16 protein-coding genes and 1 tRNA gene are annotated in these 15,600 nt (G+C 72.5%); 8 read left to right on the top strand and 9 right to left on the bottom strand.

Annotated features, from left to right (window positions below; translation table 11 throughout):
* The first annotated feature begins 53 nt into the window (after window positions 1-53).
* The 4 genes from ABZX65_RS01455 to ABZX65_RS01440 all read left to right on the top strand — a co-directional run bounded on the left by ABZX65_RS01455 (window position 54) and on the right by ABZX65_RS01440 (window position 4,179).
* Entirely contained in the window at window positions 54-1,412 is a 1,359-nt protein-coding gene (locus ABZX65_RS01455; RefSeq protein ID WP_355333106.1) for a histidine kinase, read from the top strand.
* On the top strand, window positions 1,409-2,014 hold the full coding sequence (locus tag ABZX65_RS01450) for a response regulator transcription factor (RefSeq protein ID WP_355333104.1): 606 nt from the start codon (window positions 1,409-1,411) through the stop codon (window positions 2,012-2,014). The genes ABZX65_RS01455 and ABZX65_RS01450 overlap by 4 nt, the downstream gene beginning before the upstream one ends.
* A gap of 152 nt (window positions 2,015-2,166) precedes the next feature.
* Window positions 2,167-3,297, top strand: coding sequence for a YihY/virulence factor BrkB family protein (locus tag ABZX65_RS01445; RefSeq protein WP_355333102.1), 1,131 nt, complete (start codon window positions 2,167-2,169; stop codon window positions 3,295-3,297).
* Between the two features lie 39 nt (window positions 3,298-3,336).
* Window positions 3,337-4,179 carry a DUF1206 domain-containing protein gene (locus tag ABZX65_RS01440; RefSeq protein ID WP_355333099.1) on the top strand — a complete coding sequence of 281 codons (843 nt, stop codon included), beginning with the start codon at window positions 3,337-3,339 and terminating at the stop codon, window positions 4,177-4,179.
* 44 nt (window positions 4,180-4,223) lie between these two features.
* On the opposite strand, the gene ABZX65_RS01435 is transcribed toward ABZX65_RS01440, so the two are convergent.
* Entirely contained in the window at window positions 4,224-4,400 is a 177-nt protein-coding gene (locus tag ABZX65_RS01435) for a hypothetical protein (protein WP_355333097.1), read from the bottom strand.
* 113 nt (window positions 4,401-4,513) lie between these two features.
* On the opposite strand from ABZX65_RS01435, the gene ABZX65_RS01430 reads away from it, so the two are divergent.
* A complete protein-coding gene (locus tag ABZX65_RS01430; RefSeq protein WP_355333095.1) occupies window positions 4,514-4,954 on the top strand; it encodes a type II toxin-antitoxin system PemK/MazF family toxin in 441 nt (146 codons plus the stop codon).
* Window positions 4,955-5,002: 48 nt separating this feature from the next.
* Here ABZX65_RS01430 and ABZX65_RS01425 read toward each other — a convergent pair whose 3' ends face one another.
* The 5 genes from ABZX65_RS01425 to ABZX65_RS01405 form a co-directional block, all read right to left on the bottom strand.
* Window positions 5,003-6,007, bottom strand: a complete 1,005-nt coding sequence (locus tag ABZX65_RS01425; RefSeq protein WP_355333093.1) for a YdcF family protein — start codon at window positions 6,005-6,007, stop codon at window positions 5,003-5,005.
* Between the two features lie 66 nt (window positions 6,008-6,073).
* Window positions 6,074-6,739 (bottom strand): response regulator transcription factor, encoded by a 666-nt coding sequence (locus tag ABZX65_RS01420; RefSeq protein WP_355333091.1) that lies wholly within the window; start codon window positions 6,737-6,739, stop codon window positions 6,074-6,076.
* Window positions 6,736-7,842, bottom strand: coding sequence for a histidine kinase (locus tag ABZX65_RS01415; protein ID WP_355333591.1), 1,107 nt, complete (start codon window positions 7,840-7,842; stop codon window positions 6,736-6,738). The genes ABZX65_RS01420 and ABZX65_RS01415 overlap by 4 nt, the downstream gene beginning before the upstream one ends.
* Window positions 7,843-7,949: 107 nt before the next feature.
* Window positions 7,950-8,474: a hypothetical protein gene (locus ABZX65_RS01410; protein WP_355333088.1), complete on the bottom strand. Its 525-nt coding sequence runs from the start codon at window positions 8,472-8,474 to the stop codon at window positions 7,950-7,952.
* Window positions 8,475-8,681: 207 nt separating this feature from the next.
* A tRNA-Leu gene (locus ABZX65_RS01405) sits at window positions 8,682-8,766 on the bottom strand.
* 246 nt (window positions 8,767-9,012) lie between these two features.
* Between ABZX65_RS01405 and ABZX65_RS01400 the strand changes: the two genes are divergently transcribed.
* Entirely contained in the window at window positions 9,013-10,350 is a 1,338-nt protein-coding gene (locus tag ABZX65_RS01400; protein ID WP_355333086.1) for a M20/M25/M40 family metallo-hydrolase, read from the top strand.
* Window positions 10,351-10,496: 146 nt separating this feature from the next.
* Window positions 10,497-10,730, top strand: coding sequence for a chaplin ChpH (chpH, locus tag ABZX65_RS01395; RefSeq protein ID WP_355333084.1), 234 nt, complete (start codon window positions 10,497-10,499; stop codon window positions 10,728-10,730).
* Between the two features lie 120 nt (window positions 10,731-10,850).
* Here chpH and ABZX65_RS01390 read toward each other — a convergent pair whose 3' ends face one another.
* A complete protein-coding gene (locus tag ABZX65_RS01390; RefSeq protein ID WP_188283518.1) occupies window positions 10,851-11,039 on the bottom strand; it encodes a DUF5703 family protein in 189 nt (62 codons plus the stop codon).
* Window positions 11,040-11,086: 47 nt separating this feature from the next.
* On the opposite strand from ABZX65_RS01390, the gene ABZX65_RS01385 reads away from it, so the two are divergent.
* Window positions 11,087-11,695 carry a hypothetical protein gene (locus tag ABZX65_RS01385; protein ID WP_355333082.1) on the top strand — a complete coding sequence of 203 codons (609 nt, stop codon included), beginning with the start codon at window positions 11,087-11,089 and terminating at the stop codon, window positions 11,693-11,695.
* Window positions 11,696-11,882: 187 nt separating this feature from the next.
* Here ABZX65_RS01385 and ABZX65_RS01380 read toward each other — a convergent pair whose 3' ends face one another.
* Window positions 11,883-14,135 (bottom strand): helix-hairpin-helix domain-containing protein, encoded by a 2,253-nt coding sequence (locus ABZX65_RS01380; RefSeq protein ID WP_355333588.1) that lies wholly within the window; start codon window positions 14,133-14,135, stop codon window positions 11,883-11,885.
* Between the two features lie 355 nt (window positions 14,136-14,490).
* A complete protein-coding gene (locus ABZX65_RS01375; RefSeq protein ID WP_355333079.1) occupies window positions 14,491-15,471 on the bottom strand; it encodes an aldo/keto reductase in 981 nt (326 codons plus the stop codon).
* Window positions 15,472-15,600 lie beyond the last annotated feature (129 nt).

The raw sequence follows: 15,600 nt of genomic DNA, 5'->3' as shown, positions 1-15,600 counted from the left end.
GCCGTACTCGTAGGACTCAAGGACTCGAAGGACGAAGGGACGAAGGGGCGACGGTGACTGCGGGAACCACAGGGACCACGACGGGACCCACGGGAACGGCCGGGCTGGCGAGCGTGCAGAGCTGGGTGGAGTGGCTCGGCCACCGGCACGGCACGGACCGCTACCGTCGCTACACCCTGAACTCCCTCTCCTGCTTCGCCCTGTTCGAGGCGGGCCTGTGGACGCTGTGGGTCGTCACGAACGACGTGGGCCCGCTCTGGATCGCGGTCGCTGTCCTGGGCGCTGCCCACGTCGTCGTCCAGGCACTGCTCTCCCGCGCCGGGCTCTGCGCCTACATCGGCCTGGCGCCCCGGCCGTACCTGCTGGCCGCCCTCTACACCGCCGTCACGGTCGCCGCCGTCGCGGTCGGCTGCGTGTTGCAGGCGAAGGACCGCGTCGAGGGGAAGGACCTCGCGCCGTACGTGCTGTGGCTGATGATGTTCTACGCGGGCCCGCCCATGCTGGCGCTGTCCCTGCGGGCGGGTACGGCCCTGGTCTCGGCCGTCACGCTGGGCTCGCTGGTCGCCGTCTTCGCGACCGGACTGCGCGGGGAGTCGCTGGCGGTGGTCGTCGGCGGGACCCTGTTCCTCGTCCCGTTCATGGCCCTCGCCCTGCGGGCCTCCGGCTGGAGCGTGCTCCTGATCGAGGAGCTGGCCGCGGCCCGCGGGACCCAGGCCCGCCTGGCCGTGGCCGAGGAACGCCTGCGCTTCGGCCGCGACCTGCACGACATCCTCGGACGCAACCTCGCCGTGGTGGCCCTGAAGAGCGAACTGGCGGCGAAGCTCGCGGAACGCGGCAGCCCCGAGGCCGTCGACCTGATGTACGAGGTGCAGCGCATCGCGCAGGACAGCCAGCGCGAGATCCGCTCCGTCGTGCGCGGATACCGCACCGCGGACCTGCACACCGAGCTCGCGGGGGCCCGCGAGGTCCTGAAGGCCGCCGGGATTCCCTGCCGTATCAGCGACGGTCCCGCCGCCCGCCTCCCGGACGACATCCAGACCGCGCTCGGCTGGGTCATCCGCGAGGCCGTCACCAATGTGCTGCGCCACGCCCAGCACGCCACCCGCTGCGAGGTGTCCCTGCGCGACACCGGCGAGGGCGCTGTCACGCTGGTCGTGGAGAACGACGGCAGCGACCACCGGGGCGGGCGCGGCCACCGCGCGGGGAGCGCGGGAGGCGGCCACGGGCCCGCCACCGCGGCGGGCAGCCGCACGGCGGACGCGGCCTCCGCGGACGGGACCACACTCGCCGGAAGCGGTCTCGCCGGACTCGAAGAGCGTCTGACGCAGCTCCAGGGCACACTCACGACCAGCGAACGCTCCGCCGGCGTCTTCCGCCTGACCGTGACCATCCCGTGGGAGGAAACACCATGATCAGGGTCCTGCTCGCCGACGACGAGCACCTCATCCGCGGAGCGCTCGCCTCGCTGCTCGCCCTGGAGGACGACATCCTCGTCGCCGCCGAGGCGGGCTCCGGCGACGAGGCCCTCGCCATGGCACGGGCCCACCGGCCGGACGTCGCCGTCCTCGACCTCCAGATGCCGCGCGGCGACGGAATCAGCGTCGCGGAACACCTGCGCGCCGAACTCCCCGACTGCGCGACGATGATCGTGACCAGCCACGCCGGGGCCGGGGCCCTCAAGCGCGCGCTGAGCGCGGGGGTGCGCGGCTTCGTACCCAAGACCGTCTCCGCGCAGCAGCTCGCCCGCATCATCCGTACCGTGCACGACGGCGGACGCTACGTCGACCAGGAGCTGGCCGCCGACGCCATCACCGCGGGCGACTCCCCGCTGACGCCCCGCGAGGCGGAACTGCTCGCCATGGCCGAGGAGGGGGCGCCCGTCGCCGACATCGCCGCCCGCGCGATGCTCTCGGTCGGCACCGTACGCAACCACCTGTCGTCCGCCGCCACCAAGGTCGGCGCCGAGAACCGCCATGTCGCGGCGCGCCTCGCCCGCGAGCGCGGCTGGCTGTGACCGCACAGCGCACCGGAGACCGCGGGCGGGGGCCGCAGGAGGTCAGGGACCGGTCACCCGCAGAAGACGGAGGTCACCTCCACGGCCCGCCTCCTGCCCCGTGGTCTGTACCGGCGCTCACGGGGAAACCGCCGTGACAGGGACCAAGCCGCGTGACGTGCGGCGGCAGGCCCGACGACGACGAAGTGGTGGCGATCGTGGGCATGGTCCGAAGATTCGACGCCTATCAGCGCGAGCACACCTGGATCGGGCTGCCGCTGGCGGTGGTGTACAAATTCGGCGAGGACCAGGGCGGCTACCTCACGGCGCTGATCGCCTACTACGCCTTCCTGTCGGTCTTCCCCGTGCTGCTGCTCCTGGTGTCGGTGCTCGGCTTCCTGCTGCACAACGACGCGCACTTCCAGAAGCAGGTCGTCGACTCGGCCCTGCACCAGTTCCCGGTGATCGGCGATCAGATCGGCGAGAACATCCGGTCGTTCCACGGCAACACGCTCGCGGTCGTCACCGGTGTGATCGGCGGCCTGTACGGCGCGCTCGGTGTCGCCCAGGCCGCGCAGAACACCCTGCTGAAGATCTGGGCCGTGCCGCGCCACGACCGGCCGAACCCGCTGCGCTCCCGGCTGCGCAGCCTGCTGGTGGTAGGGGTCTTCGGCGTGGGCCTGGCCGCCACCACCGCGCTGACCTCGCTCGCGTCGGACGCCCGCGCGTTCGGCGTCCACCCCGTCGTCCTGCTGCGGATCGCGGCGACCGTACTGTCCACGGCCGTCAACACCGGCCTGCTCCTGTTCGCGTACCGCTACTTCACGGTCGGCACCGTACGGCTGCGCTCCTCGGCGGGTACGGCGCTGGCCGCCGCGCTGGCCTGGCAGTTCGTGCAGTGGGCGGGCACGTACTACGTCCGGCACGAGTTGCGCGGGGCGACCGCCACGTACGGGCTGTTCGGGATCGTCCTCGGCCTGATCACTTGGATCTACCTGGGCGCGCTGATCTTCGTCCTCACCGCGGAGGTGGCGGCGGTGCGGGCCCGGCGGCTCTGGCCGCGCAGCCTGCTCACCCCGTTCACCGACAATGTGGTGCTCAGCCGCGCGGACCGTGAGGTGTACACCTCGTACGCCGCCACGGAGGTCTTCAAGGGCTTCCAGCACGTCGAGGTGAGGTTCGACCCGCCGACCGTGCCCTCGCCCACCGGTACGGCGACGGATACGGCAAGCGGTACGCCGCCGCCCGGCGTCGGGCTACCCGCGCAGGACGGTTCGGGGGACGCGAAGGACGTCGTTCCATAGCGGGTGCCTCAACTCCGCCGATCGGGGAAGTCGGCCTGTGTGAAGACGCAAGCAGCAGCATCGACGGGCCGTCACAACGCCAGACGCGCGGCCGACAGCAAGGCGGTCGCCGTCGCGGGCCGCGCGGGGTTCGCGGCCCGAGGGGTGATCTACATCCTGGTGGGCGCACTGGCGGTGCGCATCGCCTTCTCCGACGCCGGAGGCCAACAGGCCGACCGCGGCGGCGCGCTCGCCGAGATCGCGCACAAGCCGTTCGGGGACGTCCTGTTGTGGCTGCTGGGCATAGCCCTGGCCGGAATGGCCCTGTGGCGGCTGTCGGAAGCGGCCTTCGGACAGGCGGGACCCGACGGCGACAAGCCCACCAAGCGCGCGATGGCCGCGGGCCGCTGCGTCTTCTACGCCTTCGTCTCGTACTCCGTGCTCGCCTACGCGGCCGGTGAGAAGAGCAGCGGCAGCGGGTCGACCGACAAGAGGACCGACGACGTGACGGCCAAGGTGCTCGACTGGCCGGGCGGCCAGTGGATCGTCGCCGTCGCCGGTGTCGCCGTCTTCTGTGTCGGTGTGTGGATCGCGGTCCGTGCCCTGATGCGCAAGTTCCACAAGCACCTGAAGATGGGCCAGATGTCGCGGCGCCAGCGCCAAGCCGTGGACTTCCTCGGCATGTTCGGCGGCACCGCGCGAGGCGTGCTGTTCGCCACGGCCGGCGGATTCGCCGTGGCCGCGGCGGTCAAGCACCAGGCGGGCAAGTCCAAGGGCATGGACGACACGCTGCGCTCGTTCGCCGATACGCCGGTCGGCCCGTGGCTGCTGGTGCTCATCGCGGTCGGCCTGATCGCCTTCGGGCTGTTCTCCTGGGCCAACGCGCGGTGGCGCGAGGTCTGAGCGGCGCCGGAAAGCGGACCGCGCGGCTCACAGGTCGCGCGCGCTCACAGCTCGCGGATCTCCTCGGGCGGGCGGCCGACGGCGTCCGCCACCTCGTGCTCGTCGCCGCCCTTGGCGAGGACCGCCGCGCTCTCGGCCTTGAGGTCGATCGCCGCCGCCTGGAGGGCGTCCTCGGCCTCGGCGTAGCGGTGCGCTGCCAGTTCAAGTTTCGCTGTGTCCACAGCGCAAGCATGCCACTACTCACCGCTGTCGCGGCGCACGACCGGGGCAGGTGTCGGCCGGTCCTGCCGTCCGTACATTCGTCCGCACCCCCGTACACGAAGAGGAGAAGCCGATGAGCACGCCGATGTGGGTCGTCCTGGGCGCCGTGGTTGTTGTGGCGCTGGTGGCCGCCGTGGTGGCGGCCGGACGCGTGCGGCGTAGCGGAGAAACCCCCGTACGGCGGTCGGGCGGCGCGTCCGGCGGCGGCGCCGCGCCGCGCAGGGGCGAGGTGTGGTGGGCGGACGTGCCGTACGAGGACACGGCCGGCTCGAAGGACCGTCCCTGCCTGGTCGTCTCGGTGCGCGGCGGGACCGCGCGGGTCGCCAAGATCACCTCTCAGCACCACGAGGAGCTGCCCGGAGTCGTACCGCTTCCCGCGGGCACCGTCGACGACGCCCGGGGCCGGCAGAGCTATCTGGAGACCAACGAGCTGCGGCGCGTGCCCGTCTCGGCCTTCCGGCGCCGCGCGGGCGCCCTCGACCCTCAGGTCATGAAGCGGCTTAATCTGCGGTGACGAGCCGTCGGGCGAGCGGCCGTCGCGGACGCGGGGCCCGTCCGGCAGTCAGCTCAGCCACCAGATGAAGAAGCCTCCCGCGAAAACGAGGAGGCAGATGGTGAGATTGGTGCGCCAATACGTCATGAGCATCGCGACGAATTCGCGAATGGTCGCACTCGGCCAGAAATACGCGGCGGTCGGCGCCCCCACGACATGTCCTCTGACGCCCAGCCGCCGCGCGGTCACCGCGGCGCGCAGGACATGGTAATTGTTCGTGACGACGACGCAGCGGTAGTCCGCCTTGTTCCGCTCCATGATGGACTTGCTGAAGCGCAGATTCTCCTCGGTGGTCGTCGACCGGTCCTCGCGCTCGATCAGATCCGCCGGAAAACCCTGCGCCACAAGGTAGTCGGCCATCGCGTGCGACTCCGGCAGCTTCTCGTCCGGGCCCTGTCCGCCGGAGGTGAGCAGCACCGGCCGCCTGCCGCGCGACGAGAGCCTTTGGTGCACCGTACGGGCCCGGTCGAGGCGGCTGGCCAGCAGCGGTGGCACCTTGGTGCCGCCGATGAGCCCCGAGCCGAGAACCACGACGTAGTCGGTCTTGCGGCGGACGGTCAACCATCCGTAGAGCGACCCGTAGACGATGAAACAGAGGAAGAGGAAGACGACATACCCCGCGAGGACGGTGGCCGTCCCCGCGACCACGAGCAGCGCGCGGGTGTGCATCACCACCGCGGTGATCAACAGCGCTATGAGCGCCAGCAGCGCGAACCCGGCCAGCAGGGACAGCAGATTGGCCGGACTTCTGCCCTCTTTCCGCACCATGGCGACGCCGTTGGAAATCAGAAACCACGACATGGCGACCACGCCCACCGCCATGAGCGTCAGCAGCGCCACCCCGAGATCATTGCCCAACGTCGGGTGTTCCCTGCCTATGTCAAACAGCCACGCACCCAGCGCGAAGACGGGTGAAAGCCCGAGCAGAATCGCATTGCTGAACCGACGCCGCTCCCGCAGCACTCCGACACAGAACCCCAGAAAGAACAGCACCGCCGGTACATACGCCCACATGCCCACATGCTAGTGGCCCCCCGTCCCCCCACCCGCCGCCCCACCAGCCCCGGTTCCCCGGCCGGGTCAGGTCAGGCCCGCTTCGATGGCGCGGCGGACGGCGTCGGCGCGGTCGCGGATCGCGGCTTTGGCGAAGAGGTTGTTGATGTGGGTCTTGACGGTGGCCTCGCTGATGAAGAGCTTCTCGGCGATGCCGCGGTTGGGCAGGCCCTGGCCGATCAGCGCGAGCACTTCGCGTTCGCGGGGTGTGAGGTCCTCCGGCAGGGCCTGGCCCACCATCGGGGCCTTGGTCCTGACGGAGGCGAGCAACCGGTTCTGCACCTCGCGGTCGAGCACCGACTGCCCCGCGGCGGCGGCACGGATCGCCCGGATGATGTCCTGGCGCCCCGCGTTCTTCGTCAGATAGCCGCGGGCGCCCGCGCTCAGCGCGCCGAGGATCGAGTCGTCGTCGGCGAAGGTGGTCAGTACGACCACCGCCACGTCCGGGTGCTCCTCGCCGAGCCGCCGGGTCGCCTCGATCCCGTCCATCACCGGCATGCGCAGGTCCATCAGCACCACGTCCACCGGCCCGGCGGCGACAGCCGCCAGCACCTGGCTCCCGTCCGCGGCGGACGCGACGACGTCGATGTCCTCGGACAGCCCGAGCACCGCGGCGAGCGGCTCCCGTACGGCGGCCTGGTCGTCGGCGACGACCACCCTCAGCCGCCGCGGCCTCTCGGTCGGTTCGGTCATACCGGAATCACCGCTTCCACCTTCCAGCCGCCCTGGTCGGCACCGGCCGTGACCGGCCCCGCCGTCACCGTCCCGCCCAGCAGGGCGACGCGTTCGCGCATTCCGATCAGCCCCATGCCGCTGCCGACCACCGCGTTCACCTCGCGCGTGGCGGGGCCGTTGTGCACCGCCAGCGTGATCGACGCGGCGGCGTACGTCAGCTCCACACCGACATCGCCGCCGGGAGCGTGCCGGGCGGCGTTGGTCAGCGCCTCCTGGGCGATACGCAGGAGATTCTGGACCACCCGGGCCGGGACCTCACGGGCGGTCCCGGTGACGGTGAGGACATCGCGGTGCCCCGACGACTCCAGCATCGCCGTCAGGCTCTCCAGCAGCGGCAGCGAGTCCTCGCGCAGCGCGTGCACCGTCCACTGCGCTTGTTTGAGGCTCTCCCGCACCAGACCGTGGGCCTTGTCGTTGGCCTCCCTGACCTTCTCCAGGTCCCCGGTGTCGAGCAGCGCGTCGGCCAGTTCCAACTGCATGTTGATCCCGGCCAGCGAGTGCGCCAGCACATCGTGCACGTCCCGGGCGATCCGGCTGCGCTCGGTCAGCGCGGCCGTCCGCGCCTCGGCCCGCGCGGCGCGCTCCGCCGACTCGGCCGCCGCGATCACCGCCTGTACGGCCTGGCGCTGGCTGCGGTTGAGTATGCCCACCAGCACCGGAGTGCCGGTGGCCAGACCGAGCACCCAGGGCAGCTCGTCGTGCCCGGGACCGAGACGGAAGTACAGCACCCCGCCGCAGAGCAGACTGCAGATCCCGGCGAGGACGAGAGCCGGTCTGGTCTCCAGCCGGTATCCGATGTGACCGGCGAGGAAGAAGGCGAAGAGATAGCCCGTACCGCTGCGGCTGACACCGATCAGGGCGACCGCCGCGGCGATGCCGACCGTCAGCCACGGGAGCACGAGGCCCTGGGGAATCCTGTCCTCGGGCAGGCGCCGGGCCAGCAGCACCGCCGAGTTGATCACGAGCAGGACGGCGACGACCAGCCCCCGGCCGCTGAAGCCCAGGGGGCGGATCGTCAGGACTCCGGCGACGACGACCCCGAGGGTCATCGCCCACTGCATCCACGGGTCCTGCCCCGGCACCTGCCGCGCCCCCGCCTCCTGGGCCACGGTCTTCCCAGGAGGCGGGGGGCTGTCTGTCGCGGGCACGGGGAGAACATAACGCACGGTCAGGCCCTGCGGCTGAGGACGGGCACGGCGCGCGGCGTCATCTGCATCCGGCTCCGTATGAAGATGGTGGCGAGCCGCGTCACGACTTCGGTGAGCGCCATCAGTACGAACGCCGCGACCCACGCCTGATCGCTGGTGATGTGGTGGGCGACGCTGAATTGGGCGACCTGGTGGGCGCCGCCCGCGTGCTCGGTCCACAACTGGAAGCCCATCCGCGCCCCCATGCCGACGACCCACAAGATCGCCGACACGGCGCCGGCCTTGATCAGGACGTGCTCGCCGACGGTCCGGACGCGGGTGTAGATGCCGCCGGCGACGCCGAGCGCGGCGCCCACGCTCATCAGCACTCCGATGAGCACCAGGTCGTTGCCCGCGGTGGGAATGGTGTCCAGGTACGAGTTCGCGACGAAGGCCACGATGCCCAGCGGGATCAGGAAGGTCTTGAGGTCGAGTCGGCCTTCCCGCAGTTGCCGGAAGACGACGAGGAGAAGAGCGATGTCGGTGATCCACTCGGTCGATGTCATGCCCCCAAGACTGCTGCGACCAGGCACGAAGCACCTGGACCCAGGGGTGGAACCAAGGGTGGAGATGACTCCCCGCCCGGCCCTCCACCCCCACGGCGCCGCCGCGCGCCTGGACGCCGCAGAGCCCGCGCGCCCGGCCACCGCAGAGCCCGCGCGCCGGACACCGAAAAGGGCCGCCCGAAGGCGGCCCTGTAAGGAGAGAAGATGTGTCCGAGGGGGGACTTGAACCCCCACGCCCGATAAAGGGCACTAGCACCTCAAGCTAGCGCGTCTGCCATTCCGCCACCCGGACGGGGTGTGTCACCTCGGCCTATGGGCCGTGGCGACGAGGTAAACCATAGCAAAGATCCGGTCACGTCGATCACGGGCGCGGAGCGGGCCGAGGGGGCCGACGAAGGGGCTGTGCGCGGGGCCCGGGGTGAGGGCCCGGAGGGGAGCCTTGGGCGGGGTGGGGGTGTCGGGGGAGGATGGGGGGAGGCATCGGCCGCGGTCGCCCGGGTGGTGGGCGGACGCGGCAGGCAACGAGCGAGGAGACAGCGTGAGCGAGTCGGGGCCGGGCAGGGCGGAGAACGGGACGGTCACGGGCGAGGACGAGGTCGTCGACCTGTGCAGTGAGCTGATCCGGATCGACACCAGCAACTACGGCGACCACTCGGGGCCGGGAGAGCGGGCGGCGGCGGAGTACGTCGCGGAGAAGCTCGCCGAGGTGGGCCTCGAACCGCGGATCTTCGAGTCGCACCAGGGCCGGGCCTCCACGGTGGCGCGGATCGAGGGCGAGGACCGCTCGCGGCCCGCGCTGCTGATCCACGGGCACACCGACGTGGTCCCGGCCAACGCGGACGACTGGACGCACCACCCGTTCTCCGGCGAGATCGCCGACGGCTGCGTGTGGGGCCGGGGCGCGGTCGACATGAAGGACATGGACGCGATGACGCTGGCGGTCGTACGCGACCGGCTGCGCAGCGGGCGCAAGCCGCCGCGCGACATCGTGCTCGCCTTCGTCGCGGACGAGGAGGCGGGCGGTGTGTACGGCGCCCGGCACCTGGTCGACAAGCACCCCGACCTCTTCGAGGGCGTGACGGAGGCGATCGGCGAGGTCGGCGGCTTCTCCTTCACCGTCAACGAGAACCTGCGGCTGTACCTGATCGAGACCGCCCAGAAGGGCATGCACTGGATGCGGCTCACGGTGGACGGCACCGCGGGGCACGGCTCGATGACCAACAACGACAACGCGATCACCGAGCTGTGCGAGGCCGTCGGGCGGCTCGGCAGGCACGAGTTCCCGGTCCGCGTCACCAAGTCCGTCCGCGGCTTCCTCGACGAGCTGTCGGACGCCTTCGGGGTGGAGCTGGACCCGGAGGACATGGAGACGACGCTCGCCAAGCTCGGCGGCGTCGCCAAGATGATCGGCACGACCCTGCGGAACACCGCGGCCCCGACGATGCTCGGCGCGGGCTACAAGGTGAACGTGATCCCCGGCCAGGCCACCGCCCACGTCGACGGCCGCTTCCTGCCGGGCTACGAGGAGGAGTTCCTGGCCGACCTCGACCGGATCCTCGGCCCGCGCGTCAAGCGCGAGTCGGTGCACTCCGACAAGGCGCTGGAGACGGACTTCGACGGCTCCCTGGTGGACGCCATGCAGCTCGCCCTCAAGGCGGAGGACCCGATCGCGCGCGCCGTGCCGTACATGCTCTCCGGCGGCACCGACGCGAAGTCCTTCGACGACCTGGGCATCCGCTGCTTCGGCTTCGCGCCGCTCCAGCTCCCGCCGGAGCTGGACTTCGCCGGGATGTTCCACGGTGTTGACGAGCGGGTGCCGGTGGACGGCCTGCGGTTCGGGGTCCGGGTGCTCGATCGTTTCATCGAGAACTGCTGACGGTTCGGCCGCCCGTACGAGTACGGGCGGCCCGGATCGCTGGGACGAGTGAATGATCCAGTGCTTTCGTAGCTCTATTCCTCCGGCTTCGTTACGACGTGTGTGGTCCGCGGCTGGGACCGCACTTGTCAATCAGGAGGAAGAAAATGATCAAGAAGGTCGTAGCCGCTGCGGCTGTCACCGGCGGTCTCGTGCTCGCGGGTGCGGGCATGGCTGTCGCCGACTCCGGCGCCCAGGGCGCCGCTGTGCAGTCGCCCGGTGTGCTGTCCGGCAACCTGATCCAGATCCCCGTGCACGTGCCGGTGAACCTGTGCGGCAACACGGTCTCCGTGATCGGTCTGCTCAACCCGGCCTTCGGCAACTACTGCGTCAACAAGTAGTCCGAAGGCGTTCGGAACCCCTGTGGTCCGAACCGTCGGAACCGGCCCCGGAAGCGCGTATGCCGCGCTCCGGGGCCGGGCCGTGTCTGCGGCGGACCCCGCGTCCCACCGTCGCGCGTCTCACCATGTGGCCCGCACCTGGCGGATGATCCGGCGGCGCAACCGCACCCTGCGGCTGCCGTCGGGGTAGAGGCGCACCCGGTCCAGCTCCCAGTGCCCGTACTCGGCCTCGTCCGTGAGCAGTCGTGTCGCGTCCTTGCGGGAGACCCCGCGTGCGACGTACATCTCTCTGAATTCGTATTCCGGCATCGCATCTATTGTGCGGGCAACGCCCCGGTGCGGATAGCGTCTGCCTCATGTCTGATGACGTGCAGCCCACCGTTGCCGAGGTCCGAGCCGCTGTCGAGGCGGTCAAGGCCGCGCTGGACCGCCACCTCGAGGCGATCGAGAACCGTACGGGCGAAGACGATCCCGCCGTCTACGCGGCGTTCGAGTCGCTGGCTTCGGCCGCCGAGTCGTATGACGAGTTGCTGTACGACACCTACGACGAGGTGACTCCCTTCGAGGTGCCCGCGGGCGACTCGCTGCCGGAGTACACCGGTCCCGAGGACCCGGAGGCCATCAGTGTGCTGATCCGCCGCGACTACACGATCGTTGAGCCCTCCCGGCTGTTCGCGCAGGCCAGAAGGGCCGATGACGGCGACGGCGCGGCGGACGCCACGGTGAACGCGGCGGTCGGGGTGATCTTCGGCGAGTACGAGCCGGACGAGATCGCCCAGCGCCACAAGGAGTTCGGCCTGGAGGAGGGCGACTCCACGGTGTGGGTGTCGGCCGTGCCGGAGGCCGCGGAACCGGGGGAGTGGCTGGACGCGCCCTTCGAGCAGGCCGACCCGCAACTCGTGATCTGCCGCTTCGACGTGAGCGCCGTCTTCGACGACGAGCTGAGCGTGCTCGACCCGGACTGAGCGGGTCGCCCGAGCGCCAGGAGGGGGCGGACAGCGGGCGCTGTCCGCCCCCAGACGCGTCCGGAGCCGGTGGGCGGCGGGACGCCGTACGGAGCCGCTGGGCCGGTGGTGGGCGGCGGCTGAGCCGTACGGAGCCGCCGGGGAAGTGGTGGGCGGCGGCTGAGCCGTACGGGGCCCGCGCCGCCCGTCAGTCGGCGGCCAGCTCCCGCAGCACGGTCACCAGCCGGGTCGTGCGCGGCGCGGCCTGGGGACCGGCCACGGCCTGGGCCAGGCCCTGATCCGCGCCCTGGACGACCGACAGGTGCCGCTCACCGCGCGCGAACGCCGTGTAGACCCAGGACCGGGTGAGCAGCGGCCCCGCGTCGCCCGGTACGACCACCACGACCGCGGGCCAGCGCATCCCGGCCGCCTGGTGCCCGGTGATCGCCCAGGCGTGCCGTACGGTCGTCGCCACGTCCGCCCGCGGCACCAGCACCGGGCCGTCCTCGCACTCCAGCCGCAGTCCGTCCGGCTCCGCGCCGACGACCGTGCCGGGCAGCGTACGGCCGGGGACCGGCACGTGGACGACGCGGTCGCCGGGGTCGAAACCGGCGAAGCGGCCGGGGCCGGGATTCAGCCGTTCTTTGAGCGCCGCGTTGAGCACGCGGGTGCCGACCGCGCCGCCGTGCCCCGGCGTGATCACCTGGGTCCGCTCCGCCGGTACGCCGATGGCGCGCGGTACGGAGTCGGCGACGAGCTGCACCGTACGGTGCACGGCCTCGCGCGGGTCGCGTACGGGGACGACGACGACCTCCTTGTCCGGGGCCTCGACCGGGGCGAGTTCGCCGATGCCGATGAGCGAGACCAGCTCGCCGATCGGACCGGGGTCCGGGGTGCGGGAGGCGACCCGCGGGCAGGACTTGGCGGCCAGCATGTCGGCGAAGGCCAGACCGGGGCCCGCCGACCACATCGCGTGCTCGTCGCCGCTGAACACCAGCCGGGCGCCGTCCGGCACCGCCTCCACCAGCGAGGCGGCCTCCTCGATGCCCAACTGCTGGGCGTCGAGCACCGCGAGCAGGTCCAGGGCGAGGGCACCGTCGCCGGACCTGCCGGGGCCCTGCGTACCGGCCAGCAGCGCCTCGACCGTCACGGCCGCGTCCTCGCCGAGCGCCTCGGCCAGCCGCCGCCTGCCGTTCGCCGTGTACGCGGCGGCGTACGCCCGCAGGCCCGCCGCGCGCGCCGCGGCCACCAGGGCGGTCGGCTCCTCGCGGGCCGCCTCGCCGCCGGAGTGCACGACCAGGCCGCTGCCCGCGGCGGCCCTGATCAGCTCCGCCGCCGACTTCGACGGCGCGCCCGCGGCGGCCTTCTCCCAGTCCGTGCCGTGGTCGCCCTCGAAGGAGCGCAGCAGCCGCACACAGCCGTCGGCCAGGCTCTCCTCCGCCAGCGCGTACCGGTCGAGGCCGATCAGCAGCGGTACGTCCGCCGCGCCGTCCTCGCCCTCGTCCTCCTCCTCGCTCGCGGCCTCCGAGGCCGTCGCGGGGTGCGCGGGGTGCTCGGGGAAGACGAGCACCTGGCCGTCGGCCACGGCGGAGGCCACGGCCGCCGCCGGGTCCGGTACGGCGCGGGCCGCCAGCTCCGCCTGTAGCTCTGCCGACCGCAGGGCCGTGTGCCCCTTCTCGGCGGCGCGCTCCAGCAGCCAGCCGACCAGCGCGTTCGCCCGCCGCTCGTCGTCCGGGCGGCACTGCGCGCCGAGCAGCGCGCGGGCGAAGGTGTCCGCCGGTTCCACCCGTACGCCGGGCAGGCCGAGCACCAGCCACGGGTCCTCCCGCAGCGCCTCCCCCGCCCGCTCCCCGAGCGCCCTGACCGCCGCCTCCGCCAACTCCCCTGGCGCGCCGCCCTCTTCCAGCACGGCCTTCGCCGCCGCGACGGCCGCCGGATCAACGGCCGCCTTCCGCAAGCCGCCCTCGCGCACCCGCGCCCCGGCCGCAGTCGCCCCGCCGCCGGACGCCGCGCCCGCGCCGGCCCGAGGCCGCGCCTCGACACCGGCCGCCGCGCCCGCCCCGGAGGCCGCCGGAGCCTCGCCGTGGCCCTCGCGCCCGTCCTGAGGGCCATCGGCCCCGGCCGACGCCTGCGGAGCGGTGCCGGGGCCTGTGACTCCGCTCTGGGGCGCGTCGGCCCCGGCGGACGGCCGCGGCCCCGAGGCAGGACCCGTGGCTCCCGACGCGGGTCCGTCCGCCCCCGCGTCCGGGGCCGTAACTCCCGTCTCGGACGCCTCCGTTCCGGCCCCTGACGGCTCCTCGGCGCCGTCCTCGTCCCCGCTCCCGTCCGTCGCCTCCACGGACGACTGGGCGTCGTCTGTCGCCTCCGCTTCGGCCTCCGGCGCGCCGTCCGTCCCCGCCGGGGCACCGGCGCCGACCTCCGCCGCCTCCGCGGCCTGCATGGTGGCGGCCTCCGCCGCCATCGCCTCGCGCCGCTTGCGGCGGGCTTCGGCCGCGTCACCGCGCGGCGCGGGCGCCGCCGGATTGTCGCCGCGCTCGATCGAGCGGACGGCGGCGGCCAGCGCGGCCACGTCGGCGACCGGCTTGGCGGCGGCACGGCTCCCCGGCACCGCGGCGGACGCCGTGCCCGTGGGCCGCTCCTGCGGGGCTGTCCGCGAGCCGCCCCCGGAGGACGGCCCGTCCGCGGCGGCCGGTGGGTTCGCCGGGCCTTCGGCGGGGCCGCTCGGCGGCGGGGTGTCCGCGCGGGGCGGGGGAGTGGGGGACTCGGTCACTGCGGCCTCCGTGGGGTGGTGGACCGGCGGGAGGCTTGCGTGCCGTTCAGAGCGTGCTCCAGTCGTGGTCCGGATAGCGGTGCAGGGGTGCTGACACGTCGTCGAGCGCCAGGCAGATCTCTTCCGGAAGCGTAAGCGCCTCCACTGACAACGAGGCGATGAGCTGCTGCGCGTTGCGCGCGCCGAGGATGGGGGCGGCGACACCGGGCCGGTCGCGTACCCAGGCGAGGGCGACGTGCAGCGGGGAGACCGCCAGGCCGTCGGCCGCTATCGCGAGGGCGTCCACGATGAGCCGGGCGGTCTCGTCGAGGTAGGGGGCGACGAAGGCGGCCATGTCGTCGGAGCCGCCGCGCGACTCGGGCGGCGTGCCGTTGCGGTACTTGCCGGTGAGCACACCGCGGCCGAGCGGCGAGGAGGGCAGCAGGCCGACCCCGAGGTCGATCGCGGCGGGCAGCACCTCGCGCTCCACTCCCCGCTGGAGGAGCGAGTACTCCATCTGCGTACTGGCCAGCGGCGTCCGCCCGGGCGCGGCGAGCTGCCACGCGGCGGCCTTGGCGAGCTGCCAGCCGCAGAAATTGGAGACGCCGACGTAGCGCGCGCGGCCGGAGCTGACGGCGATGTCCAGCGCCTGGAGCGTCTCCTCCGTGGGCGTACCGGGGTCGAAGGCGTGCACCTGCCAGAGGTCGACGTAGTCCGTGCCCAGCCGCTGCAAGGACGCGTCGAGCGCGGACAGCAGGTGTCCGCGCGAGGCGTCGAACCGCCGGTCGGGGTCCGGCACGCTGCCCGCCTTGGTGGAGATCACCAGATCGGCCCGCGGCACGAGATCCTCGATCAGCCGCCCGAGCAGATACTCGGCGCCGCCGTCGGCGTACACGTCCGCCGTGTCGACCAGGCTGCCCCCGGCGTCCCAGAACGCCTTGAGCTGGTCGGCGGCGTCGCGTTCGCCGGTGTTGCGTCCCCAGGTGAGCGTGCCGAGACCGAGTCGGGACACGCGCAACCCGGTGCGGCCCAGGTGCCTATGCTCCATGGGCGCTGAGATTACTGCCCGCACCGGCCGAATGGGCGGCAGTGACGTACCTGACAGGGCCCCGTGCCGCGGCGGGGCGCTACAGTCCGGAGGTACAACGACGTTACTCGCCAGTATGTCGGCGGACGA

The organism is Streptomyces sp. NPDC003300 (assembly GCF_040610915.1).
In the GTDB taxonomy this organism is placed as follows: domain Bacteria; phylum Actinomycetota; class Actinomycetes; order Streptomycetales; family Streptomycetaceae; genus Actinacidiphila.
This window is presented reverse-complemented; position numbering and strand designations above follow the sequence as displayed.